Origin of the sequence: Neobacillus terrisolis, assembly GCF_051233475.1 — a bacterium.
Classification (GTDB): Bacteria; Bacillota; Bacilli; order Bacillales; family Cytobacillaceae; genus Bacillus_BU.
In genome coordinates, this window is the sequence record NZ_JBKFGH010000029.1 from 60,424 (window position 1) to 84,691 (window position 24,268).

Annotated in this window: 22 protein-coding genes and 1 riboswitch; of the genes, 4 read left to right on the forward strand and 18 right to left on the reverse strand. The window is 41.2% G+C overall.

Translation table 11 applies throughout. The features are described from left to right. The first annotated feature begins 18 nt into the window (after window positions 1-18). A complete protein-coding gene (locus ACI48O_RS17610) occupies window positions 19-510 on the forward strand; it encodes a hypothetical protein (protein WP_435563162.1) in 492 nt (163 codons plus the stop codon). A gap of 40 nt (window positions 511-550) precedes the next feature. On the opposite strand, the gene ACI48O_RS17615 is transcribed toward ACI48O_RS17610, so the two are convergent. Together ACI48O_RS17615 and ACI48O_RS17620 are read right to left on the reverse strand one after the other, a co-directional pair. Continuing rightward, window positions 551-1,162 carry a DedA family protein gene (locus ACI48O_RS17615; RefSeq protein WP_435563163.1) on the reverse strand — a complete coding sequence of 204 codons (612 nt, stop codon included), beginning with the start codon at window positions 1,160-1,162 and terminating at the stop codon, window positions 551-553. Between the two features lie 86 nt (window positions 1,163-1,248). Next, entirely contained in the window at window positions 1,249-1,638 is a 390-nt protein-coding gene (locus ACI48O_RS17620; protein ID WP_435563164.1) for a sporulation protein, read from the reverse strand. A gap of 321 nt (window positions 1,639-1,959) precedes the next feature. Here ACI48O_RS17620 and ACI48O_RS17625 point away from each other — a divergent pair, with 321 nt between their 5' ends. Further along, window positions 1,960-2,163, forward strand: a complete 204-nt coding sequence (locus ACI48O_RS17625) for a hypothetical protein (protein ID WP_435563197.1) — start codon at window positions 1,960-1,962, stop codon at window positions 2,161-2,163. Further along, the gene (locus ACI48O_RS17630) at window positions 2,163-2,357 is read left to right on the forward strand and encodes a YwbE family protein (protein ID WP_435563165.1); all 195 of its coding nucleotides are present in this window, start codon (window positions 2,163-2,165) and stop codon (window positions 2,355-2,357) included. Before ACI48O_RS17625 ends, ACI48O_RS17630 begins: the two co-directional genes overlap by 1 nt. 80 nt (window positions 2,358-2,437) lie before the next feature. Here ACI48O_RS17630 and ACI48O_RS17635 read toward each other — a convergent pair whose 3' ends face one another. The 7 genes from ACI48O_RS17635 to ACI48O_RS17665 form a co-directional block, all read right to left on the reverse strand. Continuing rightward, window positions 2,438-3,442, reverse strand: a complete 1,005-nt coding sequence (locus ACI48O_RS17635; protein WP_435563166.1) for a lytic transglycosylase domain-containing protein — start codon at window positions 3,440-3,442, stop codon at window positions 2,438-2,440. Window positions 3,443-3,525: 83 nt separating this feature from the next. Beyond that, the gene (locus ACI48O_RS17640; protein ID WP_435563167.1) at window positions 3,526-4,887 is read right to left on the reverse strand and encodes a PFL family protein; all 1,362 of its coding nucleotides are present in this window, start codon (window positions 4,885-4,887) and stop codon (window positions 3,526-3,528) included. A gap of 14 nt (window positions 4,888-4,901) precedes the next feature. After that, window positions 4,902-5,177 (reverse strand): ACT domain-containing protein, encoded by a 276-nt coding sequence (locus ACI48O_RS17645; protein WP_435563168.1) that lies wholly within the window; start codon window positions 5,175-5,177, stop codon window positions 4,902-4,904. A gap of 118 nt (window positions 5,178-5,295) precedes the next feature. Then, window positions 5,296-5,372: riboswitch (glycine riboswitch) on the reverse strand. Window positions 5,373-5,505: 133 nt separating this feature from the next. Next, window positions 5,506-7,257 carry a DEAD/DEAH box helicase gene (locus ACI48O_RS17650; protein ID WP_435563169.1) on the reverse strand — a complete coding sequence of 584 codons (1,752 nt, stop codon included), beginning with the start codon at window positions 7,255-7,257 and terminating at the stop codon, window positions 5,506-5,508. Window positions 7,258-8,510: 1,253 nt separating this feature from the next. After that, on the reverse strand, window positions 8,511-9,011 hold the full coding sequence (locus ACI48O_RS17655; protein WP_435563170.1) for an acetone carboxylase subunit gamma: 501 nt from the start codon (window positions 9,009-9,011) through the stop codon (window positions 8,511-8,513). 26 nt (window positions 9,012-9,037) lie between these two features. Next, window positions 9,038-11,308, reverse strand: a complete 2,271-nt coding sequence (locus ACI48O_RS17660) for a hydantoinase B/oxoprolinase family protein (protein WP_435563171.1) — start codon at window positions 11,306-11,308, stop codon at window positions 9,038-9,040. A gap of 15 nt (window positions 11,309-11,323) precedes the next feature. Then, window positions 11,324-13,471, reverse strand: coding sequence for a hydantoinase/oxoprolinase family protein (locus ACI48O_RS17665; protein WP_435563172.1), 2,148 nt, complete (start codon window positions 13,469-13,471; stop codon window positions 11,324-11,326). 265 nt (window positions 13,472-13,736) lie between these two features. Here ACI48O_RS17665 and ACI48O_RS17670 point away from each other — a divergent pair, with 265 nt between their 5' ends. Further along, on the forward strand, window positions 13,737-15,746 hold the full coding sequence (locus ACI48O_RS17670) for a sigma-54-dependent Fis family transcriptional regulator (protein ID WP_435563173.1): 2,010 nt from the start codon (window positions 13,737-13,739) through the stop codon (window positions 15,744-15,746). Window positions 15,747-16,014: 268 nt separating this feature from the next. Here the strand turns inward: ACI48O_RS17670 and ACI48O_RS17675 are convergent, their stop codons facing one another. The 9 genes from ACI48O_RS17675 to ACI48O_RS17715 form a co-directional block, all read right to left on the reverse strand. Then, window positions 16,015-16,932 (reverse strand): DUF1002 domain-containing protein, encoded by a 918-nt coding sequence (locus ACI48O_RS17675; RefSeq protein WP_435563174.1) that lies wholly within the window; start codon window positions 16,930-16,932, stop codon window positions 16,015-16,017. Between the two features lie 335 nt (window positions 16,933-17,267). Beyond that, window positions 17,268-17,468 carry a cold-shock protein gene (locus ACI48O_RS17680; RefSeq protein ID WP_435563175.1) on the reverse strand — a complete coding sequence of 67 codons (201 nt, stop codon included), beginning with the start codon at window positions 17,466-17,468 and terminating at the stop codon, window positions 17,268-17,270. A 207-nt stretch (window positions 17,469-17,675) separates the two neighbouring features. Then, entirely contained in the window at window positions 17,676-18,347 is a 672-nt protein-coding gene (locus ACI48O_RS17685) for a GNAT family N-acetyltransferase (protein ID WP_435563176.1), read from the reverse strand. A gap of 3 nt (window positions 18,348-18,350) precedes the next feature. Beyond that, window positions 18,351-19,031, reverse strand: a complete 681-nt coding sequence (locus tag ACI48O_RS17690; RefSeq protein WP_435563177.1) for a GNAT family N-acetyltransferase — start codon at window positions 19,029-19,031, stop codon at window positions 18,351-18,353. Between the two features lie 17 nt (window positions 19,032-19,048). Next, a complete protein-coding gene (locus tag ACI48O_RS17695; RefSeq protein WP_435563178.1) occupies window positions 19,049-19,912 on the reverse strand; it encodes a carbon-nitrogen hydrolase family protein in 864 nt (287 codons plus the stop codon). A 161-nt stretch (window positions 19,913-20,073) separates the two neighbouring features. Then, entirely contained in the window at window positions 20,074-20,439 is a 366-nt protein-coding gene (locus tag ACI48O_RS17700) for a winged helix-turn-helix transcriptional regulator (RefSeq protein WP_435563179.1), read from the reverse strand. A 643-nt stretch (window positions 20,440-21,082) separates the two neighbouring features. Beyond that, window positions 21,083-21,892 carry an adenosylmethionine decarboxylase gene (speD, locus tag ACI48O_RS17705; RefSeq protein WP_435563180.1) on the reverse strand — a complete coding sequence of 270 codons (810 nt, stop codon included), beginning with the start codon at window positions 21,890-21,892 and terminating at the stop codon, window positions 21,083-21,085. A gap of 99 nt (window positions 21,893-21,991) precedes the next feature. Beyond that, entirely contained in the window at window positions 21,992-23,674 is a 1,683-nt protein-coding gene (locus ACI48O_RS17710; RefSeq protein ID WP_435563181.1) for an ABC1 kinase family protein, read from the reverse strand. A gap of 109 nt (window positions 23,675-23,783) precedes the next feature. After that, entirely contained in the window at window positions 23,784-24,188 is a 405-nt protein-coding gene (locus ACI48O_RS17715) for a hypothetical protein (RefSeq protein WP_435563182.1), read from the reverse strand. Window positions 24,189-24,268: the final 80 nt, after the last annotated feature.

Below are 24,268 nucleotides of genomic sequence, written 5' to 3' on the forward strand. Positions count from 1 at the left end.
GAGGGGGTGTGTGAACGGATGCGAGCTAGAAGATGGTTCGGTATGTGGTTTTTTTCTGCACTTTTTTTGCTAACCGGTTGTTTTAATGATCCCGTTCAGAATGACTTGTTAAATTATGTGAACAAAGAGATGACTCCGGCCTATGAACTTGAGAATAAAGCCGTTTTGGCCTATGAAAGTGTAACCGGTGCTAACTTCTTAAATGATCAAGCGCTGTACGACGCATTACAAATGGAAGTCATTCCAAATTATCAAAAATTTTTAAAAGAGATAAAGTCTGTAAAAATTGAAACAGATGAATTGAAGGAAATTCATAAACTTTATATTAGCGGTGCTGAAACCCAATATAAAGCTTTCACGACAATTTTGGAGGCACTCGAAACCCAAGATCCAAAATTAATCGAAGAAGCGAATGACCTGTTAAATCAAGGAAAAAAACAGATAAATGACTATTTAAACAAGCTTGACAAACTAGCTGATGAACATAATGTTGAACTCAAAGATAAATAAAAAAGCAAAGCTACCATTATTAATTCGGTAGCTTTGCTTTTTATTTCTTACGTCTTTTTTTATTTATAAAATAAACAGCTGTGAACAGAACAAGAAGCCCGATTAAAACGTAGACGATATTAGAATAAATCCCCATATAATATATTACTCGATCCCATGACTTTCCTAACATCGCACCCGCACCAACAAGTAATGAGTTCCAAATAAGGGTCCCAACAGTAGTGAAAAATAGGAAAAGAATAAACTTCATATTGGACATCCCTGCAGGAATGGAAATTAAACTTCTAATCAACGGAATCATTCTGCAGAACAAAACTGTCCAATAACCATGTTTATCAAACCATTCATCTGCTTTAAGGATATCCTGTTGTTTTAACTGCAGGACCTTTCCCCATCTATCAACAATTTTTAATAGTCTTTCAACATCAAGGAGCAGCCCGGCTCCATATAAAATAACCGCCCCCAAAAGAGAGCCACCCGTAGCAGCAAAGATTACACCTAATACATTTAAATCCGAATTAGTTGTCATAAATCCCCCAAACGGGAGAATTAATTCTGATGGAATAGGTGGAAATACGTTTTCTAAACACATTAATATAAAAATCCCCAAATAGCCAAAATGCTCCATAAAATCGGTAATCCAAGTTTGCATGTTTCTCCTCCAAGATAAATTCCTATATATTCCATCGGTTTTACTTCATTATAACAAACCGATGACAAATCTTCTGTAAAACTGCCTCACTCGATAATAAAGATTGGATCAAAATCCAGACTTTTTACTCCTTCATCAAAGATTAACTTTGACTTAAAATGATAGGAGATATTTTGCGTTGTAAGTTCAATGTCAGAAGGTAATGTAAATTGAAACGAAGCTTGACTATGCTCACCGGAATCAATTTGCTGTGAAGTTAGAATCGTTACTGTCCCGATGGTTTCTTCCTCTTCCGTATGATTATTCGTTTTTACGAAATCACATTCGATCCTTCTAATTTGCTGCTCGACCGTTCCCCCCATTAATTTGAATCGCCCAGTAACGGTTTCACCAGCCCTGTACTTATTTTTATCTATGATTAAATCTACCCTTGCAGAACCAATTCCTATCAGTGACATGTATTTTCTTAGCATCATCTGTCCATTCCTCCTACCTTTTTTATTTTTTGTAAAATAAAACAAAATACCGTTACCAGGTTTTGGTAACGGTACATAATAAAAAAGACCCTTACCATAAACAGGTAAAGGTCTGGCTAACAACATGAACGCTGCCAACAAAGCCGAGAGAATGACCTCCGAAATGACGACTTTGCTGTTAAAGCTACTCCCCTTTAAAGGAAACGATATATAATTAAATTTAGGATAAAGGCAATGAACTTTAAAGTCAATAGTTAATCTGTCCCTAACAGAGGAACAATAGAGTATAATTGAAATACTAAATAGATTGGAGACATAATGATGACAGACCAAAAGCAAGACGACCATACAGAAAACCAAAAAAAGAAAATGAGCCTTCAAGAAGCCATTAAACAACAGCTTGAAAATAAGAAAAAACAAACTACAAATGGCAAGTCTTACGCTAATGCCTCAACAACCACTCAAAAAATGAAAAGCCAACGAACTAAAAAGACGAATAATCAAAGCAGAAGAACAGGTGTATAATGAGCGGGCAAAATCGAAATGAGATTACTACAGGTTCCTCGGTTAAAATTGTTCTTAAAGCGGATCAAAAGTCTGGAAAACTAACGAGTGGAGTCGTCAAAGATATCCTAACCAAATCAAGCTTTCATCCCCACGGGATCAAAGTACGACTAATGGACGGACAGGTAGGAAGAGTTAAGGAAGTAGAAAAATAGGTTAAAAAAAGCTGACCCGTAAGCCGTTCAACACGACTTTTCGGGTCAGCTCTATTTATAACCGTAAATTTCAGCGGTTCTTACATCTCTGTAAATTGGCTTTGGTATTTATTAACTAAAGCAGGCACATTTCGAATATAGTTCTGGGTCTCAGAGATATACAAATACCTCGAGTTGAGCACATTTCCTGGACCGGCATTATATGCAGCCAGAGCAAGTTCCAAGCTTCCAAAACGATTAAGCTGAATGGCTAAATATTTTGTACCGCCCTCTATATTCTGAGCAGGATCATAAGGATTAACGCCTAAACCTTCAGCCGTTTTAGGCATTAACTGCATCAAGCCGATCGCTCCAGCCGGACTATTGGCATCAGGATTACCGCCTGATTCCTGTTCAATAACCGCAGCGATAATGGCAGGATCAATTCCGTATTTTTCAGAAGCTGCTTGAATTTCCTTGCCCCATCTCATGATTTTATCAGATGAATCATATTCGACCACGACAGGTTTATCATCAATAACCTTCACTATGATTGGTTCTCCGTTCTCAGTCATGACCCTAACCGCTAACATATCAGCAAGGGCACTAAAACCGTCACTAAGATTGTCTTTAATGATGTCCCAGTCCGATAAGGTTTTCTTAGTATCCGTTGCCTCGTCCGTCTCTAATTCAAAATTAGTGAAGGTTAAATCATTAAATTTGCTGTTTTTAGCAATTTCGTCACTTATACTCGTTAAGCTTTGATTCGGAGTGTTACTTTTAATTCCAACCTTGGAGAGTACCAGCTGGACCGTATTTTTTATATTTGTTTTAAAAATTAAATACTGTTCCTTTTTATACTCTACCGTATCACTGACACTCACCTTCCCCTGCATCGGGAAGGATGTCTGTTGTCCAATCGGTTCTTGACGAGCCATTTTTTCAAAAGCCCAATTCTCGAATGGCTCCCAATCAATTTTTCCAGCTAAAAAAATCAAAACAGCTAAAATGCCGATAAGGATTAAGACTTGGCGAAAAAAAGGCCAAATCCAACCCTTTAAAACTGGCTTAATATTTTTTTGTATTGGGACAAGATATTTATTCAAGGGAGATTCCTCGCTTAAGTTGATTAAAATATCCTTTTTTTCGGTCACTGTAAATTTATGCCAAAGTCAGGAATGGTCCTGAATTAATTGATTAATGCTTGGAGTGGAGCAGGAATTCTTCCACCACGTCGGATAAATTTTTCAGAACTAAATTGGTTGACACCCATTACAGGAGCACGGCCAAGCAATCCGCCAAACTCAACCATATCGCCCTCTTGCTTACCCGGTACCGGAATGATGCGAACCGCTGTGGTTTTCTTATTAATCATCCCAATTGCTGCCTCATCCGCAATAATCGCTGATAAAGTCGCAGGGGTAACATCACCAGTAATGGCGATCATATCAAGACCGACAGAGCAAACACAGGTCATTGCTTCCAGCTTAGAAAGCGTTAAGGCATTATCAAGGATTCCGCGAATCATCCCGTTATCCTCACTAACTGGAATAAAGGCACCGCTAAGACCGCCGACATAGGAGCTAGCCATCGCTCCGCCCTTTTTCACCGCATCATTCATCAACGCAAGTGCAGCAATCGTTCCATGAGTTCCAACTCGCTCAAGCCCGATTTCTTCCAAAATTTCTGCGACACTGTCATTAATCGCATTTGTCGGAGCAAGCGATAAATCCATAATTCCAAATGGAACTCCAAGACGCTCGGCTACGACACGACCGATTAACTCGCCAGCACGGGTTATTTTAAAGGCAGTCTTTTTAATGACTTCAGACACCTCACCAAGGTCTGCTTCAGGATGGCGTTTAAGAGCATTTAAGACAACTCCAGGTCCGCTGACACCAACGTTAAGAACGACTTCCCCTTCACCAGATCCGTGAAATGCTCCTGCCATAAATGGATTGTCTTCCACCGGATTACAAAAAACAACGAGCTTGGCACAAGCAAGGCCGTTTTGGTCTTTCGTTCGCTCGGCCGCTTCCTTCATGATATGGCCAAGTTTACTGACAGCATCCATATTGATCCCAGTTCTCGTTGTCGCAACGGAGATCGACGAACAAACTCGCTCTGTTACCGTTAACGCCTCTGGAAGTGCATCAAGCAGGGTCTGGTCACCTTTGGCAATTCCTTTATGTACAAGAGCAGAATACCCGCCGATAAAATCAATGCCAAGTACCTTAGCTGCTTTATCCAATGTTTTCGCCAGTTCAACTGCCTGATCCTTGGTTGCATTTCCAAGAATTTCTGCAATTGGTGTAATAGAAACACGTTTATTGATGATCGGGATCCCAAATTCTTTCTCAACCTGTTCAGCCACTTCTTTTAACTGGCGCGCATAGGTTGTAATTTTGTCATAGACCTTTTGGTTCATTTTTTCAAAATCTGAATCCGCACAATCGTGGAGGTTAATCCCCATTGTAACCGTACGTATATCGAGGTTTTCCATTTGAACCATACGGATCGTTTCCATCATTTCTTGAATGGCAATATTCATGTTTGTTAACCTCCTTATATCCGGTGCATGGCTTGGAAGATTTCCTCAAGCTGGATATTGATTTTTAGACCTAATTCGTCACTTACTTCATCGAATTGCTTTTGCAATTGTTCAAGGTTTTCCTTGCCGGATACATCTACCAGCATCATCATCGTGAAGAAATCCTGCAGAATCGTCTGGCTGATATCTAAAATATTAATACTGTTATCCGCCAAAATATTGGTTACTTTCGCGATAATCCCAACCTGATCTTTTCCGATTACACTAACAACTGCACGTCTTTGTTTCATCCTAAGCACCCCATTTTATTATATTAAAATAAAAATATTTCTGCGCGAAATATTAAAAAAGAGATTGGAATATCTCCAATCTCTATAGTCAGTAGAATAACATACACATTAATGTATTCGTTACTCTTCTGTCCTTTTGCCTGAGATTGTGAATCCTTCGGCGCCACTTTGCGCGGTCTCTCCAGAAGCTGCTCCCGTTATAGTTTGATCCATAACATTCATCGCTTACTATAATATTTAATTAACAAAGTGATGTTATCAATAATTTTCAGAAGCGTCAATAGGGATTTTCATTTTGGTAAAAGAAAATCCCTTTTGTCGCGTGAATTTATCGGGAGGTTTTCTTTCTTCCAGCACCTGTTTTAGCACTTTTTCTATTGGAACCAGTTTTAGAAGTACCACGAATTGGCTTTGATCGTTGAGATTGCTCTTTTTCAACTGGACCTTTGGAACGGTCATTTTTCTTTGTTAGACCTCTGGATTTTTCAGGTTTTCCCTCAAATTTCTTTATTGTATTTTTTGTTTCGCCATCGGTATTTTTTCTTTCACCGCGTGTTTTTTCAAAGCCGCGATCGCTCTTCTTTCCTCCACGACTTGATTTTTCAAATCCGCGTTCCGTTTTCTTTCCCTCGCCTCGTGATTTTTCAAAACCGCGATCGCTCTTCTTTCCCTCACCTCGTGATTTTTCAAAACCGCGTTCACTTTTCTTTCCCTCGCCTCGTGATTTTTCAAAACCGCGTTCCGTTTTCTTTCCCTCACCTCGTGATTTTTCAAAACCGCGTTCGCTTTTCTTTCCTCGAATAGGTTCTTCTTTCGATCCTTTCCTTGCTGAAGAGCGCTCGTCCCTTTTTCTATCTTGGGAATTCAAATCTTTTTTACCTGAGCTAGGTTTTTTCCTGCCTTTTGCTTGCTGCTTTCGGGTTGGTTTGCTTGCATTATCCTTTGACTCATTTTCAGACATCTTCATATTGCCGATGTTTTGCTTGTTAATTGTAATATTTAGCTCTTTTTCAATTAAATCAAGAGCTGGGCGATCTTTGGATGCATATAAAGTAACCGCAAGGCCAGTCATGCCTGCTCGACCGGTTCGGCCAATCCGGTGAATATAACTCTCTGCGTCTTGTGGAATGTCATAGTTATAGACGTGGGTTACTCCCTCTACATCTAGACCTCTAGCTGCAACATCTGTAGCTACAAGCAATTGGACCTCGGCATCACGGAATCTTTTCATTACCTGTTCTCTTTTAGCCTGAGTCAAGTCTCCGTGTAATTCATCGCACTTAAAGCCGTGTGCCCGGAGCGCCTCATAAAGCTTGCTGACCCGGCGTTTTGTCCGGCAAAAAATAACCGCTAAAAACGGGCGATGCGTTTCGATTAATTCAATAAGAGTTGCTTGCTTTGCCCGGTCAATTGTATGGATCGCAATTTGTTTAACGGATTGTGCCGGTCCTTGCGTTTTTTCAATTTGAATATACTGAGGTGCACGCATATGTTTCTGAGCAAGCTTTCTAATTTCAGCAGGCATCGTTGCCGAAAATAACATCGTTTGCCGTGTTGCCGGAGTTTCCTTAATAATTTCCTCCACCTCATCAAGAAACCCGATATGAAGCATTTGGTCTGCTTCATCGAGAACAAGGTGTGACAAGGAGGATAGGTCGATCGTTCCTCTCCTAATATGATCGAGAAGCCGCCCAGGAGTCCCAACAACAATTTGGATGTTCTTCTTTAATTTGTTTAATTGCTTCTCAACATCTTGACCACCATATGCTGCTAAGACATTGATTTCATCTATATCCTTGATTAGTTTTTCCACTTCATCGGTAATTTGCAAGGCCAATTCTCTTGTTGGCGTTACAATCAGAGCTTGAATGTGAGCAGCTTCTGGTGCAAGTTTTTCAAGAATCGGCAAAATAAACGCAAACGTCTTCCCTGTCCCCGTTTGCGCTTGGGCGATTATATCTTTACCATCCATCACAAATGGAATTGCTTGTTCTTGGATGGGAGTTGGAATTACCACTCCGTATTCGGTTAATTTTTTGACGATTGGTTCTGAGATTCCCATTGATAAAAAATCAGACAAACAAAATCCCTACTTTCTTGTTTCATTCCTATGTATATTGTCGTTATAATAATGAGCGTTTATTATCGAAAAGGCAAATATTCTTTTTTAAAGATCTATGAAGGACATTTTATTGGGGTATTTTGGTAATTTTATCCTTGAGAACCTTGTTGATTAGTGACCTAAACGGAAGTGAAATCTGAAAAAGAGGGGACTAAAGCACAATCGAGGATGTGAATGTGCCCGTGAACCTGGAAAATGGGACATGGCGGGCACATTCAGCTTGGGATTGTTCCCGGGAACCAAGAAAATAGGACATGGCGGGCACATTCAGCTTGGGATTGTTCCCGTGTACCAAGAAAATGGGCCATGGCGGGCACACTCAGCTTGGGATTGTTCTCGTGAACCTGGAAAATGGGCCACCACGGGCACATTCAGCTTGGGAATGTTCCCGTGAACCTGGAAAATGGGCCATAACGGGCACATTCAGCTTGGGATTGTTCCCGTGAACCTGGAAAATGGGCCATAACGGGCACATTCAGCTTGGGATTGTTCCCGTGAACCTGAAAAATGGGCCAACACGGGCACATTCAGCTTGGGATTGTTCCCGTGAACCAAGAAAATGGGCCATGGCGGGCACATTCAGCTTGGGATTGTGCCCGTGTACCAAGAAAATGGACCATAACGGGCACATTCAGCTTGGGATTGTCCCGGGAACCTGAAAAATGGGCCAACACGGGCACATTCAGCTTGGGATTGTTCCCGTGAACCTGGAAAACGGGCCAACGCGGGCACATTCAGCTTGTGATTGTGCCCGTGGACCTGGAAATTGGGACATAGCGGGCACATTCAGCTTGGGATTGTGCCCGTGAACCAAGAAAACGGGCCATGGCGGGCACATTCAGCTTGTGAATAGACCCGTGAACGAGATAAAAAACAGAAGCGGGAGTTTTTTTCCATTTTATTCATGAAAAAACACAAATCCAATTGCCATTAATTTTATCCTTGAGAACCCCTTTCAAGGACAATTTACATAGTAAACTTGCAATTTTGTCCTTCACAACCTCGCGGAGAGCAGGTACCAACTAGAGCGGGTACCAACTAAAACTAATTGGCTATCCCTATTTTTTAAAATTTCGCAGCAAATCACACAAAAAATTAAACTAGCAAAGAGCTTCTTCCACCATAAACTGAAAATGAGCGACAGCCAAATGCTGTCGCCCATCATCTTATATTACGAATAGAAAATTCTTCTCATCCGCAAAATTCAAATCTTATTTCACAACCGGAAGTGGTTTCTTCAGCCATTCACTATAGAATGCATCGATATCCGGTTCGAAATCTTTCAGTATTGGGTACCACGGTGTCACAGCTTCAACCTCAAGCTGGCTGGCACAATTCGGACAATAGTATTCACGAATTACCTGCCACTCTGGGTCTGGTGCAAGCATTTTCGGATAAATGTCTGCCATTTTATCTTGAGTGTCACGCACATTAATCAGGGCGTGCATCTTCCAGTTATCATCAGCAGTGCAGAACTCGTGACCGCAGTCGCATTTCACAACTCGCTCCCCACCGGACTTTTGAACGATATACAAGTGAAGTCCGGCTGGTAGTAAAATCGGATCGTTCCAGTCTACTCTTTCTTGAAGAATACTGATATATTTTTCGAAACGGTCTGCATCCTTAAAGGTAGACAGCATTTCTTTTAGCTTATAGAAATCAATTGTACCATCGATTAATTCTTCAATCGTTTTGCGATCATATTGTGTCATGATTTCACCCCACTCTTTCAATAAAATTATTTATTATGGTCTATTTTTCTACCGAACACTGGAACTCCCAGCTCGTCTTCAGTCAACTTCCAATCTGCAGGTATATTCCAGAACTCCTTAAACTCATTCGCAAAGTTTTCGCTTAAGGCAAAGGAGCTGGCGTACATATGACGAACTTGAACCGATGCATCTTTAGCGATAATCGCTGCGCGCTCCTGTTTCATCCATTCAGACACTGGAACACCTCGCTTTAAGCGCTCTTTGCGGATCTCACGGCGACGCTCTTCTGTCGCTTGTTCATCGACGATGTATAGACCTTTTTCATCCTGGCTAACCACCGCACCATAAACTTTTTCAGCGAAGCGCACCAACAGATGACCATCATTTAAGTCTTCTTGGATTGCCTTAGCTTTACGCTCAAGCGGATCACCAAAGCCAGGACCCCCACGAAGGTAGTTCAAATACAGATCGTAATCTTCGAAAATAGTTTCTGTGGTAATCGCTTGTTTGTCACGGATAATTTCCGCTCCCGGGATTAGCACATCATAATCTGGGTTGTCTGGATCGATGTCACCGCCAGTAGGAAGTGGCAATTTCTTATCGATTCGGTCCTTCAGGTTCGTGCCGTGTGCTTCGAAACGGTAACCGGATGCAGCAGGATAACCACCCATCAGACCACAGTCACTGGACATATAGCCATTGCCCATGAAGAACATCGTCCAGTCCTTCGCACCGTATACCATCCGCAGCGTTTCATATCCGCTTCCGCCGCGATATTTTCCATAGCCGGCCGTATTTGGCTTAATACTGCGTCCCAAATAAATAAGCGGTTCGGCTAACTCCCAGATCTCCATGTCACCCATATCGCCTTCTGGGTTCCAGATTGCTGCGGCGTGGCTAATACCATCGCGGACGGCACTGGCCCCTACGCCTTCAGCGGCAGATTCAAAGCTATTAACCGCATGGTTTTCACCGAATTGGTTCATACCGCCGCCTTGCAGCCAGTTGGAAGTATTGGCATTTCCAGCATTGACTTCTTCCAGATAGCCACGGGCAAAATAGTTACGGCTAAGTGCGCGCCATAATGGACTCCATGCTGATACTAGGAAGTGCCAAGCATAGCTGTGCGCTGTACGGATATCATCTGGATTCAACCAAGAACCATATGGGAGGTCGAATTGAGAAGCATAAAGGGCTCCATCATTTACACGGTCGTTCGGGATTAATGTTTGTGACATCATTACCCAGATTCCGCTTGTGATCGCGACCGGTGTGGCGTTATAACTGTGCCAACCCCAACGGTTAACACCTTCAAAATCGATTTGGAATTTTCCATCCTTATGAATCGTCATTTCTGTAGGTGCATGCATGATTGTGTTGACACGTGCGTAAGGAGGTACTTCTAATTCTTTATACGGTACGTCAACAAAGGATACTTGACGATATTTACCTGGAATGAGCATGCTTTTTACTTGGTTAACAAAACCGCGGCGACCGTCCTCGATAACTTCACGAACAAAATGCTTGTAGGTGTCAACACCCTCTTCTTTGATAATATCGAGCACAAGATCGCGGATCATGTGACAGCCGGCAATTCGAGTCCGTTCATCTAACAACCAATACTTAGTTGTTCGGACAGAACGCTGGGACTCAATTACCCAGTCTTTTAACAGCGTATCTTTTTTCCCGATTTTACGACAGGCCACTTGATAGCCATCATCGTAACGAGTAACTGGTCCAACTGTCATACTTCCTGGAGCCGTTGCACCCACGTCAATTACGTGCGTTACACCGCCGACCCATCCAAGAAGTTCTCCTTCGTGGAAAATTGGCACAATCGTATGGACGTCACAAGGATGCACGTTTCCGATTTGACAGTCATTATTACAGAAGATGTCGCCATCCTCGATACCTGGATTATCTTCATAATCATTTTTGATCATGTATTTTATCGCAGAGCCCATTGTTCCAACGTGAATGATAATTCCTGTTGAAGTAACAACAGAATCCGCTTCTGGGGTATAGAGGGTGAAGCATAATTCTCCTTCCTGCTCAACGATTGGTGAAGCAGCAACTTTTTTCGCTGTTTCCCGCGCATGCACCACTCCGCCCCGCAATTTGGAAAAGATTTTTTCGTAGCGGATTGGATCCGTTTCTTTTAAAGGTAAGGTTCTTAAGCCAGCGTAATGTCCTGATTCGCGGCTGACCTCATCGATTTCCTGACGCATTTGCTTAAGTGTTTTACCGTTCCAACCAATATTTTTCCGGCTTTGTAAGCCCTGTTCAGTAGTCTTCATCCAAAAACCTCCCCTTTAAAGTTCTTTTAAGTGGAAAATGCGGTGCTCATCTAGATATGCTTCAAACCCTGGCGGAATGACAAAGGTGGTCGCAGGAGATTCAAGAATTGAGAACGCTCCGACTTTATTCCCTGGGTTCAATTTTTCCATCTCCCAAATATTAGCCTTAATCCATTCACCCTTCCAGTACACATTACGTTGACCAAGGAATGCATCCCCTGATGGCTTTTCACCTAATAATGGTTCCTTAGGAATTTTTGGTTTGGCCACTTCTACAATTCCACGAATAATCGCACCTGTGATACTATAACCAAGCTCAGGAGATTTCGCGGCTTTCGCATAAACTCTTGTATACGTTTCTTCAAACGCTTCTACAAGCGCTTCGAAGTCGCTAACGCTCTTAAGCGATTTAATTGGTGCTTCGATTTCGAGGTCGTTTAGCTGACCTTGGTACTGCATACGGAAGTAAAGACGGAAATCTACATCATTGCGATCAAAATTATTTTTTTCGAATTCTGCCGCTACTTTTTCCATCAGTTCATCCCATGCACCCTGCAATTCGATTCCGGCCTTCAACTTCACATCATCCCCGGCACGGTCATCTACGTTGATATCGAGTGTTTTATCATAGCGGTATTCAAAGTCTGCAGCTCCACAGCCAAATGCAGAGAAACCAGCGGCCCATGCAGGTACTAAGACATCTTCAAAGCCTAAGCCCTTTGTATAGCCAGCAGTGTGAAGTGGTCCGCCACCGCCGTATGAGAAGCAAACATATTGCGATGGTGAGTATCCTTTTCCTAAAATCATCGATTCTAGGTAGTTTCGTAACTGAGATTCTAGCAGGTCAATAACACCATAAGCGGCATCCTCTACACTTAATCCTAGCGGCTCAGCGATCTGTGTTTTCACAGCTTCATAGGCGCGTTCAGGATCCAGCTTGACTTCTCCACCCAAGAAATTATCTGGATTAATTAATCCAAGAACAACGTGACAGTCAGACACCGTTACCGTTGTAACTCCACCTTCAGGATAGCAGACGCCCACTTTTGAACCGGCGCTGTCAGGTCCTAAGGTGAGAGATTTAAAGTTTGGATCGATGCGAACGTAGCTGCCTGCGCCGGCTCCAACTGTATCCATCGCTACTAGCGGCAGGGATAATACTAGTCTCGCCATGTCTGGGCTTGAGTTGATGCTTAAATCTCCTTGTGTGATTAACGCCATATCAAAGCTTGTTCCACCGATATCTGAGCAGGCAATGTTCGGGATGCCTAGTTCTTCACCAAGATACTTCGCACCGACCACCCCGCCGATTGGTCCTGAAACTAGCGTTCTAGCTAATTCATTAGCTTGCGTACTGATTGTTCCACCATGACTCGCCATGACCCGGAGGTCAAAGGTTGAGCCGTGCTCTTGAAGCATATCGTTGATCTTTATCAGTGTTTCACGAGAAGGGTCTGCTGCATAAGCTTCAATAATCGTTGTATTTGTACGATGGGATTCTTTTCTGACTGGATAATAGTCCACTGATGCAAAGATCGGAATTTCTTTTCCAGCCTTTTTCATCGTTTCAGTCGCAATATCTCTAATTTTCCGTTCGTGAGCAGGATATTTATAAGAATGGAGCAAGCTGATTACGATCGCTTCGACATCCTGGTCTAAGAGCTCTTGCACCGCTCCCTCTACTTCATGCTCATATAAAGGAATGACAACGTTTCCAAAGATATCTACTCTTTCGGTAACACCTCTCGTCCACTCTCTAGGAACAAGTGGTGGATCGTAGCGGTGGGTATTTAAATGAAGTCGATCTGAATAGGAGTAACCTAGGTAGGCTTGAATGGCTCGACCCATGCGATGGAAGTCTTCCATTCCTTTGTTAACGATCAAGCCAACTTTACGCCCATTTCTTGAAACAAGACGGTTCAGCATCGCAGTCCCTGAGTAGACACCTGCCAAAAGCTTAGGAAATTCCGCTTCGACTGTTGTGTCCCAGTAAGTGAGTGCGTCTCTTGCTGAATTTAAAAGGCCAATTGATTCGTCTTCGGGAGTTGATTGTGCTTTACCAACAACAAAATCACCATTATCATCGATAATGAAGGTATCTGTCATTGTTCCCCCTGCATCAATTGCAAGAATTTGTGCTTTCCTAGTTGAAGTCTTTTCCATCCTTTTCTCCCCTTTCTTACCTCAAAAAACTTTTTGGTTTTTACACTAATCTATAATGCAAGTCCCGTGCCAAACTGTAAAATGCTGATGTTGTAAGATTTTCTAACCAACTTTACAAAAAAAGTGTAGCGTTTCGCTACAACTGTAGCGCTTCAGTTGAAGCGTGAAACAATGGGATGGGAGAATTGTCCGATACACTTTTACAGGAATAACTGTTAAAATATTCTTAAAATTAAATATACTTTCGTTTCCAAGGGGGAAAGTGATGGTAAATCCTTATATTTCAATCTTTTCAACCCAAGATTTACCCAGCAAAACAAGGGAATTAGCTAGTTTATGGGAAAAATTCGTATCGAAATCGTTGGAGGACGGAAGAATTGAAAAAATAAGAAAAAATGTATTTGAATCGTGGGTGCGCTGTCAGGAAACAGGTGTAAACCCGAGACAAATGCAAACAAATGCTATCTTAACCGAACATGAACTGAAACAGTTATGGAAGGAATCTGAACTGTACCAAATAGCAAAGCCGATCATTGATGATTTTTTTCAGAAAATGTCTGGAACTGGATATTTGATCACCCTATCAAACAAAGATGGCTACATTATATATTTAAAAGGTGAGCCCCAAGTATTGCGCGAAGCAGAAAAAATGAATTTTGCTCCTGGTATGGATTGGAGTGAATCAAGTGCTGGTACAAATGCAATTGGTACTAGTATCGTGACCAGATCTCCCATTCAAATTTTCTCTGCAGAACATTTTTGCGAAGGCTGCCATCCGTGGACATGTTCATCAGCACCCATCACCCATCCATTTACAAAGGAAACGATTGGAGCACTCGATTTCACTGGATTTTGGGGCAACGCCCAGCCTCATACATTAGGATTGGCTGTTTCCTTGGCACAAGTCATTGAAAATCAATTGGCACATATTTATATGAGGGTAAATCATTATTTAACAGAGTCGTATTTCCAAGGGGTAGCAAAATGGAAAAACGAGCATGTTTTGGTGCTTAATCACGCCTTTTTTGCGGTAAAAGGCAGCCATAAATTAGAGGAGGAGCTAAAACTTTCTCCTGGTACTAGTTTGCGTTCGAGCCCTAGTTTCCTTAACATCATCGCTGAACTAACCAATATCGCTCCATGCTCGGATCCGATTATTCCAACAACTGAAGTGAATATCGGAAACTATCAGCTAATCAAAATGAAACAGATCCATTACTTAGGAACAATTGCCGGATATAAGATGGTATTAAAAGAAAAGAAAAGGAGTTTATCAACACTCCCTTCCCCTAATCACAAAAAAGGCCCATGGCCCGATGTAATTGGTAACTCTGAAGGATTTCTATCAGCTGTAAATAAATGCTATAAAGCCGCTCCATCTAATGTTCCAATCCTTCTCCTAGGCGAAAGCGGCACAGGAAAGGAAAAAATTGCCCAATCGATACATAAATCTAGCCAACGGAGTGATAAACCTTTCCTTGCAATAAACTGTGGTGCAATTCAAAAGGAATTGATCGGAAGCGAATTATTTGGGTATGAAAAAGGTGCGTTTACTGGTGCTTTAAAGGACGGAAAAAAAGGAAAGTTTGAGGAGGCAAATGGAGGTACTCTGTTTTTAGATGAAATTGGCGAAATGCCGCTTGAACTGCAGGTACACTTGCTTCGTGTCCTACAAGAAAAGGAAATTACCAGAATAGGATCCTCTCAGCCCATTTCAGTAAATGTAAGGATCATTGCTGCCACACATAAAAATTTATTCGACCTTTGCAAACAAGGTCTTTTCCGTGAGGATTTATTATTTAGGCTCAACGTTGTAAGCGTCAACATTCCTCCGCTTCGCGAACGGAAGGATGACATTCTTTTGGTAGCTGATTTTTTCTTAAAATCTTATATAGAAAAATATGAGAAGGCGGACATAACCATATCGGACGAAACGTTGCGTTTTTTTGCTATGTATTCTTGGCCGGGTAATATTCGCGAATTACAAAATGTTCTCGAGCATGCTGTACTCTTTTGTGAAACTTCAACGATTGGAATGACGGATTTACCTTCTTACTTGCAAGATGATCTAACTAGTCGGTCAAATGTAATCCCAAAACTGGGGCTCTCCTTTATAGATACTGAGGAACGGAAAATGCTCATTACCCTTTTAGAAGAAACCAATTGGAATTTATCAGCGGTTGCTAAGAAAATGAACATAGCCCGCTCAACACTCTATCGGAAGCTTAAAAAATACAAATTAAGCCAACCAAAATTTAAAGAAACGATTACTTAATAAAGTACCAACGGGCAATTCTAACTCAGAGTTTGCTCGTTTTTTTAAATAAAATTTTATGTTAAACTTGACTGTTGATTTCCGCTCCAGGCGCTTGCTTTCCGCGGGGCGGGCGGTGAGCCTCCTCGGAGCTAAAGCTCCTGTGGGGTCTCGCCTGTCACGCTGCTCCCGCAGGAGTCAAGCGCCTTCCGCTCCAATCAACATTGCGTAAAAAATCAACACTAAGCTTTAACACAAACAACAAAAAAAAGCAGAGGAAGTCCCCTGCTTAAGAAAAGATACTCTTAATACTATTGATTAATTCTTTAAAGAAATCGGATACTTTTTGCAAAAAGCCTGGATCTCCGATGGTTTCTTCAATTCTCTTTTGAATATCTTGTGAAAGATTTTCAAGTTGGGATTGAACATTATCAAAATTAATATTTAGACCACGCATTTTTTCAAACAAATCGATAAGAAGCTGACGGTCTTGGTCGCTTAATTGGATCCCTAGTGCCTTTAATTGTTCATCAACAATTTGCGCCACTTCTTCTTTTGTTGCTGGATTTTGCGCAGCAATTTCCTTCTTAATTTCAGTTAGAAGTTCACTTACTTTATCCTGGTCTAAACCTTCTTTTTTAGCTAGGTCAGTTGCGAGATTCAGCTCTTCATTTGCGACTTCAGTACGGTCCTTATCTAGACCGGCACCTTCACCCGCATCATACGCTTTATAAATCCCCACTAATGCAGAGTGCCCAGTTACTTTTACAGGTGAAGCTACTTCAACAACTGCATCCTGTATCCCTGCAGTCAACAGGGCGTTCCCATACATTTCATTTGTAACCTCAGTAATGTTTTCCGGCGTTACCTGCTTGATCACGAGTCCTTCTCCAGAATCTTTTCTGGTAATTTTAGCGGAGGAATACATATTAGAGTGACGGTCACCCTTAATATAGGTTACAAGATCATCTCCAGTAACAGTAATTTCCTTTACCTTGCTTGGATCTTTCACACCCAATAGTGACCTTACTTCCTCTTTTTGACTTGGAGAAAGGGCTTCTCCGTATACAACGATCGGCAATCCGTATTGTTCATCAATCACTTCTTCGTCATTGCTATTACTATCTGCAAAGACGCTTGTCCCTAAATTTAATGCAAGTGTTAACACAGCTGAAATAGCCATCAGTTTGAGTACGCGCTTCAACATCCTTTAAAAATCTCCTTTACTTTTAGCTATACTTTTCGATAATAGCATATTTATTACTTAATTGCTCAAATATTCCTTTAAAACGTATTTATTTTTAACTATATAACATGCATGTTGATTTCCGCTCCAGGTGCTCGCTTTCCGCGGCGGAGTCCGGGAGCCTCCTCGGCGCCTTAGCGCCTGCGGGGTCTCCCGTGACACCTGCTCCCGCAGGAGTCAAGCCCCTTCCGCTCCAATCAACAGCGTGTCAAAGTCAATATTCTTCTTTAATACAGCCTATTTTTAAACAATAAAAAACAGACCTTTACAGGTCTGTTTCAAGGTTAAATCAAAAATTAGTTTTTAACAACGTTAGCAGCTTGAGGTCCGCGAGCACCTTGTTCTACGTCAAAAGATACTGATTGACCTTCTTCAAGAGTTTTGAAGCCTTCGCCTTGGATTGCTGAGAAATGTACGAATACATCGTCTCCGCCTTCGCGCTCGATGAAGCCGAAACCTTTTTCTGCGTTAAACCATTTTACTTTACCTTTTTCCATGTTTGTTGCCTCCTAGTGTGAAAAACACCATTGTATTACTATTCTTGCTCTTTTTGTATCCAGGCGAAAAGCATTATAATCTTCTTCCCTATATACGGAACAGGAATAATTCTCTTAATTTTAACAGATATTTTCAAAACACGCAAGCAGATTGGTAACAATTCTAGTTCATGCCATATCTACCGTTTTTTTAGTACACTACCAGATTTATATTGGTAATAATGAAATATTTTCTCTCGTTTCAAGCTCAGCAATCATACCGAGCCAAGCCTCCGGTTTATTCGATAGAACTGAATAATATCGTCTTAGGAAATTGACAATTAATTGAGAAGGCAATCCCTCAACCCCTGCTACCATTGGCAGAAAGCATAAATCAAGCCCTGTTACAGCCTCCCCGTCATTATTCCAGGATGGATGAACATAACTGAAATCGAGCCGTTTGTAGCCAAGGTGTGCCAATACCTCGCGCCGAACATATGGATCCATCGGTTTCACACCGCCAAATTCGTAATCAGCAACCCGATATGGGTCGTAAATTTCAGCAAACATCCCTAATAACTGCTGCCCACTCTCAGAAGCTAATGAACGCAAATCTTCTAATCGCTTGTCGGCTAAAAATGGACCGATACCAAGACCTGCTTGACCGATTATCGTAAAATCCGTCATCGCTACATTAAAATCTTCATAGTATCGGTATTCCGTTGCCCCAACCACCTTTTGATCATGCACGGCCACAAAAACACGAATACCTGGGTCCTCTAACGGTTCCTTCCACAGTTCAAATTCTAACACTTCTTCAGGCGGAAAAATCTCCTGCATTAGTTGATGCATTTGTTTAAACAATGGGTCATTAATATTGGTTATTCTCAGGTACTCCATTTCTCATTCTCCTTTGTCAAAAAAATAAAAGGGGTTTTTCCACTCCATCAAAGCAGCATAATTACATGATTCTTGATCCTCTAAATAGTTTGGGGCTACTTTTACAGGAGTACGTCCGCACCGAAGCAAAAAGGTAATCACCAGGTCCTTCAGTTCTCCCTTAATCACAGCCTCTAGATATTGCTCAGGGGACATTTCGTCAGCAACTTTATGGTATCCCGGTATTCTTCCCCCACCGAGCAATCTTTTCAAGCGCTTGTGGATGACTACGTCATACATGGATTGCATCAACCATTTCCCCAAGCCAAGTTTGCGATAAGCAGGTCTTACACCGATATCGACTACATACAACGTATCTCCGTTAGGGTTATGATTACGGATATAACCATTATCAGTGATTTCCTCCCATGTATGATCAGGATGGGCCGGATTGAAATCAACCAGCAGCCCTGTCATGGAACCGGCCATTTCACCATCCACCTCAATGCACAATGCACCTTCTGGGAAAAGAGTGACGTGATTGGTTAATTGCTCTTCATTCCACCATAATTCTGATGGAAATGGAGGAGGAAAACTTTCCTGCTGAATTTTGATTAATGCCGGAAAGTCCTGCTGTTGATAATTTCGGATCACGGCCGGGATAGGATTGTCTTGGTCAAACACAAAAAACTCTTTCCGATACATCGGGACCAGCCTCCTGCTTATTTCGTTTCCCAATCTGGATAAAGATCAGTACGACGATCACGCCATGTTGTAACCGAGCCGCTTTCGCGTACCTTGTAAAGGAGCTCTAAATCAAGATCAGCAGTAACAATCATATCCTGATTTATTTCTCCTTCTACTAAAATTCCTTTCGGTGGAAATGGAATATCATTTGGGGTAATCACAACGGCTTGTCCAAAATTGGCTCTCATAAAATCAACCTTTGGAAGCGCTCCGACCGTACCTGTGGTAACAACATAGACCTGATTTTCAATCGCTCTCGCATGGCTTGTATAGCGAACACGATGGAAGCCATGGCGGTCGTCTGTGCATGAAGGACAGAAAATTACGTCTGCCCCCTTTGCTTTTGCCATTCGCACAATTTCTGGGAATTCGATGTCATAGCAAGTTAACAGAGCAACTGTCCCTTTGTCCGTTTCAAAAACTTGGAGGTCTTCACCTGGGGTCATATTCCATTCATGAACTTCGGTAGGAGTGATATGGAGCTTTGCCTGCTCAACAACGCGTCCATCCGGGTAAAACATATGAGCAACATTATATAGACGATCTCCCTTCCGGAGTACATGAGTTCCGCCAATAATATACATATTGGTTTGTTTGGCAAGCTTTATAAATAATGAACGGTATTGCTCTGTATAATCAGGCAAGTCTTGAATGGTTATCGGTTGTTTATCTGCTTTATCAATTGACATGAGCTGGGTAGTAAAAAATTCCGGAAATAAAACAAAATCAGCAGCAAATTCTTCTGCCGTTTTAATATAATGCTCGACCTGCTTTTCAAATTCTTCAAAAGAAGCAATCGTATGTAAATGGTATTGAACCGCAGAGACTCTAAGTTTCATGTTATCCCCCTCTTTCCTTAGCTTTTTTAAAATGATTATAAACCGTATTATTAGGCAAACCATCATTATTAACAAGTACGCACTTTGTTGTAACATAGTGTGGAAAAGTATACTGTGAATCGTATGTTTTGTTTGAGGCTGAAACAGATGTGGATCCTAACTTATTTACTTGAATCTGCCTTTATTTCTTGATTGTTGATGACCGTTTCGATATAGTTTTTGCCCCATTCATACATGGAGTCTAGAATGGGCATTAATGTTTGGCCTTGTTCAGTCAGTGAATACTCCACTTTTGGAGGCACAACAGGATAGACTTTTCGTTCAATAATCAAGTCTTCCTCTAGCTCCCGTAATTGGTTGACTAACATCCTTTGGGTTATACCCGGCATAAGCGACTTTAATTCGCCAAACCGTTTCGTTCCCTCTTTGCCAAGATGCCACAATATCAGCATCTTCCACTTGCCTCCAATTACTGAAAGAGTTAATTCTTTCTCACAATTAAACAGCTTATCCTGCATCCGAGACATTCCAATTCACCTCCATGTTCATTATAACTTGTTACCGTTTGGTAACAAATTGTAAGGTCTTCGGTATGGTCTATTTTCTTATTTTGGTGTTAGTGACCTTTTTTTATGGAATTATCGGGGTTTTGGGTCACTATTGCGGGTTTAGTGACCTATTTTTCAGAACTCAGCACCGGTTAGGGTACTAATAGAATGTTTAGCGCCCTCTTTTTGTGTACTCAACACCGGTTAGGGCACTAATAGAATGTTTAGTGCCCTCTTTTTGTGTACTCAGCACCGGTTAGGGAACTAACAGAAGTTTAGCACCCTCTTTTTGTGTACTCAACAACGGTTAGGGCTCTAACAGAATGTTTAGCTCCCTCTTTTTCTGTACTCCACACCGTTTAGGGCTCTAACAGATGTTTAGCGCCCTCTTTTTCTGAACTCAGCACCGTTTAGGGTACTAATAGAATGTTTAGCTCCTTCTTTTTCTGTACTCAACACCGGTTAGGGCACTAATAGAATGTTTAGTACCCTCTTTTTCTGTACTCAACACCGTTTAGGACACTAATAACCAATTCCCGTGTACGTCTTCTAGTCTACATCCGCAAACAATTAAAAAACGAGCTCCCCCTCAATCGGTAGCTCGTTTTCCCATATAAATTGCCTATTCCGGAATATTTTTTCCGTAAAAAATCTCATCCATTTCCCAATTTACTCTTTCAGTTATATCCTTCACTTCCTGCGGACTTAATTTTTCCTTTGTATATCCAAATAAATAATTGTTTAAATCAAATTCCCTTAGCTTGCATTTTGTATGGAAAATATTTTCCTGGTATACATTCACATCGATCATATGGTATAACTCTTTAATCTCGTCTGGAATATAGTTTTGAATCGAACTAATCTCGTGATCAATAAAGAGTTTATGACCACTAATATCTCTCGTAAAACCACGAACGCGGTAATCAATCGTCATAATATCCGTATCAAATGAATGGATCAGATAATTGAGCGCCTTAAGCGGAGAAATTTCTCCACATGTTGATACATCAATATCAGCGCGAAATGTACTGATTCCTTCATCAGGATGGGACTCTGGATAAGTATGTACAGTAATATGACTTTTATCAAGAGACATCGTAACCGCTTCGGGGAGTGGACCCGGAGTTTCATCATATGTATCTCTCGGCACCTCGACGACTGGCCCCTCTGAAACTAAAAAAGTCACACTGGCCCCTTGTGGAACATAGTCTTGTTTAGCAATATTTAATACATGTGCCCCGATAATTTCAGATACATTTGTTAAAATATTCGTCAGTCTGTCGGCGTTATATTGTTTTTCAATATAGTGAAAATAAGCCTCTCGTTCGCTGGTGGTTTTCGTAAAACATATATCGTACATATTAAAGCTTAATGTTTTTGTTAAATTATTAAACCCATGTAGTTCGACCTTTTGCTCTGGTGTTAGCGCCAACCATTACGCCCCCTTAAGCTTTTAAATTGATTACATAGATTTATTCTTTACCAAATAGTCCATAATTATTTTTAAACAAGGTAAAAGCAAAAGCGAAATTTAAAATCTTCCTGACCTAAAAATCGAAAATAATAACAACAAAAACATAAAGGTTGCTATTCCAAACCCAATTTCTATAATCGGTATTTTCAACATCAACATCGAAGACTGACCTACTAGTGCAGACCCAATTATAAGTCCGGCCATAATAATACTAAATGCCAACAAACTAATACTAAAAGTAATACGATTGCTGATTTTATCAAATTTGGAAAGAATCAAGTCAATTTCCGGAAAAGAAATTTCCTGTCTCATTTTCCCATTTTTAAACAAATGATTGAGTTCTTTCATACTTCTAGGCAGCTCGGCAAGGAATTCACCGAGGTTCACGAGCTGGTGCCACAAATTCCCGGCCACTTTCTTCGGGTAGTAACGCTCCATTAACAACCGTTTTCCAAAAGGTTCAGCGACCTTGAGGATACTGATTTCCGGATCAAGCTTAACAACAATCCCTTCCATCGTGAGTAAGGTCTTGCCTAAAAGGGTTAAATCCGATGGAATCCTAATTCCATGGCGGTAGGCTACTAAAAACAAATCATTTACAACCTGCCCTAGACTGACCTGACTTAAAGCAACATCATAGTATTTCTCATTTAACTTCTCAACATCACCGCGAAGCTCTGGAAGATTTATATCTTCCGGAACAATCCCCATATGGGTAATCGCTTTAATAACATCATCCGTTTGTTGGCGCATTAAGGCAATCACCAACGAAGCAAGATGATATTTCATTTCTGGGGTGAGCTTCCCGACCATGCCAAAATCGAGGAAGATGATGCCGTCCTCTGGTAAAGCCAGGATATTCCCTGGATGAGGGTCACCATGAAAATACCCTTCAATCAAAATTTGATGAAGGATCGAATCAACAATCCGCTTAGCTAAAGCTTTATTGTCATTTCCCATTTCTTTAAGCTTGTCCGTTTCATTTAACTTCGTACCCTCAACGAACTCCATCGTCAGGACTTTTTTCGTTGTACAATCCCAATAAACTTTCGGAATAACTACTTTTGGGTCATTTACAAACTGCTTAGCAATTTTTTCGGCATTTCTGCCTTCGATCGTATAATCAATTTCTTCGCGAAGCGATTTCGAAAACTCCTCGACAATATCCCTTATTTGATACCTTGAAGCCCAATCGAGACGCTGTTCTGCCAAAATGGCCAAGTCTTGCAAGATTTCTAAATCCGTTTCAATAACTGTTCTCATGTTTGGTCTTTGGATTTTCACCGCAACCTTTTCCCCGGTTTTAAGGACACCAAAATGCACCTGTCCAATAGATGCAGCTGCTAACGGTGTTTCGCAAAACTCTTTGAAAATCTGGTCCACCTTAAGGCCAAACTCTTCTTCAATGGTTTCGGTCACTTTATCATATGAAAATTGCGGTGCACTGTCCTGCAGCTTTTCGAGTTCTTCAATAATATGTGCAGGAATGATATCGTATCGGGTGCTTGCGACCTGCCCCATTTTGACAAAGGTGGGTCCGAGTTCCTCCAAAAACAATTTGATCCGTTCTCCTGTTGTTTTATAGTGAGATTCGGTGTTTACCTCGACAAATAATCTTTTAGGCATCGAAAGTAGCTCGGTTAACCCTAATTCTTTGATGATAAAACCAAAGCCATACCGGATTAAAGCATTCACGATTTCTCGATAGCGTTGTATATGGCGAATTCTCTTCCTAATCAAACGGATCACCTCATTTGCAAGCGGCTAAAGTACTTGTAACTAGTTTATAAAGAAAAATTCCACAAAACTAGGACATTGTGGAATTTGTCAATCATTTAACAAAACTTGTTCATATCCCTTTGTGATGCATCATATTTGTAAAATCATGATAGAAAGGGTCTGGATATGATTTTCGCAGTAAGTAGATAGGAATGATCGCCACTACGAAGTTTAGATACGTATATGGTGGGATCACCGGAATTAGTAAAACCGTGAAGAATAGACTTGCGTAGATTCCTATCTTAACATAGACGTTTTTCGATAAAACAAACAGACCGACAACCAACTCAAACAGGGCCAATGTTACAGTAAACCACTCCGCATACGGTACGACAATGTTTTCAATCAAATCAGCATAAAAATTGAACAAAGCCATATCGGCAAATTGTTCGTAAAATTCCGGATGTGAAAACGTATAGGAAAGATTGAAAACACTGCTTCCTAGAAAAAATAACCCCCAGACCATTCTAAGCACATAAACCGCCTCCTTAAGCAGTTTGATATATGCCTGCAGATCTTGTTAGCTTCTCAACTTCTATTATAAATCAACATAAA

What these genes read in the sequence shown, in the direction of transcription:
- ACI48O_RS17610 (WP_435563162.1), top strand. Translation starts at nt 19, where the DNA reads ATGCGAGCTAGAAGATGGTTCGGTATGTGGTTTTTTTCTGCACTTTTT.
- ACI48O_RS17615 (WP_435563163.1), bottom strand. Translation starts at nt 1,162, where the DNA reads ATGCAAACTTGGATTACCGATTTTATGGAGCATTTTGGCTATTTGGGG.
- ACI48O_RS17620 (WP_435563164.1), bottom strand. Translation starts at nt 1,638, where the DNA reads ATGATGCTAAGAAAATACATGTCACTGATAGGAATTGGTTCTGCAAGG.
- ACI48O_RS17625 (WP_435563197.1), top strand. Translation starts at nt 1,960, where the DNA reads ATGACAGACCAAAAGCAAGACGACCATACAGAAAACCAAAAAAAGAAA.
- ACI48O_RS17630 (WP_435563165.1), top strand. Translation starts at nt 2,163, where the DNA reads ATGAGCGGGCAAAATCGAAATGAGATTACTACAGGTTCCTCGGTTAAA.
- ACI48O_RS17640 (WP_435563167.1), bottom strand. Translation starts at nt 4,887, where the DNA reads ATGAATATTGCCATTCAAGAAATGATGGAAACGATCCGTATGGTTCAA.
- ACI48O_RS17645 (WP_435563168.1), bottom strand. Translation starts at nt 5,177, where the DNA reads ATGAAACAAAGACGTGCAGTTGTTAGTGTAATCGGAAAAGATCAGGTT.
- ACI48O_RS17655 (WP_435563170.1), bottom strand. Translation starts at nt 9,011, where the DNA reads ATGACACAATATGATCGCAAAACGATTGAAGAATTAATCGATGGTACA.
- ACI48O_RS17660 (WP_435563171.1), bottom strand. Translation starts at nt 11,308, where the DNA reads ATGAAGACTACTGAACAGGGCTTACAAAGCCGGAAAAATATTGGTTGG.
- ACI48O_RS17665 (WP_435563172.1), bottom strand. Translation starts at nt 13,471, where the DNA reads ATGGAAAAGACTTCAACTAGGAAAGCACAAATTCTTGCAATTGATGCA.
- ACI48O_RS17670 (WP_435563173.1), top strand. Translation starts at nt 13,737, where the DNA reads ATGGTAAATCCTTATATTTCAATCTTTTCAACCCAAGATTTACCCAGC.
- ACI48O_RS17675 (WP_435563174.1), bottom strand. Translation starts at nt 16,932, where the DNA reads ATGTTGAAGCGCGTACTCAAACTGATGGCTATTTCAGCTGTGTTAACA.
- ACI48O_RS17680 (WP_435563175.1), bottom strand. Translation starts at nt 17,468, where the DNA reads ATGGAAAAAGGTAAAGTAAAATGGTTTAACGCAGAAAAAGGTTTCGGC.
- ACI48O_RS17685 (WP_435563176.1), bottom strand. Translation starts at nt 18,347, where the DNA reads ATGGAGTACCTGAGAATAACCAATATTAATGACCCATTGTTTAAACAA.
- ACI48O_RS17690 (WP_435563177.1), bottom strand. Translation starts at nt 19,031, where the DNA reads ATGTATCGGAAAGAGTTTTTTGTGTTTGACCAAGACAATCCTATCCCG.
- ACI48O_RS17695 (WP_435563178.1), bottom strand. Translation starts at nt 19,912, where the DNA reads ATGAAACTTAGAGTCTCTGCGGTTCAATACCATTTACATACGATTGCT.
- ACI48O_RS17700 (WP_435563179.1), bottom strand. Translation starts at nt 20,439, where the DNA reads ATGTCTCGGATGCAGGATAAGCTGTTTAATTGTGAGAAAGAATTAACT.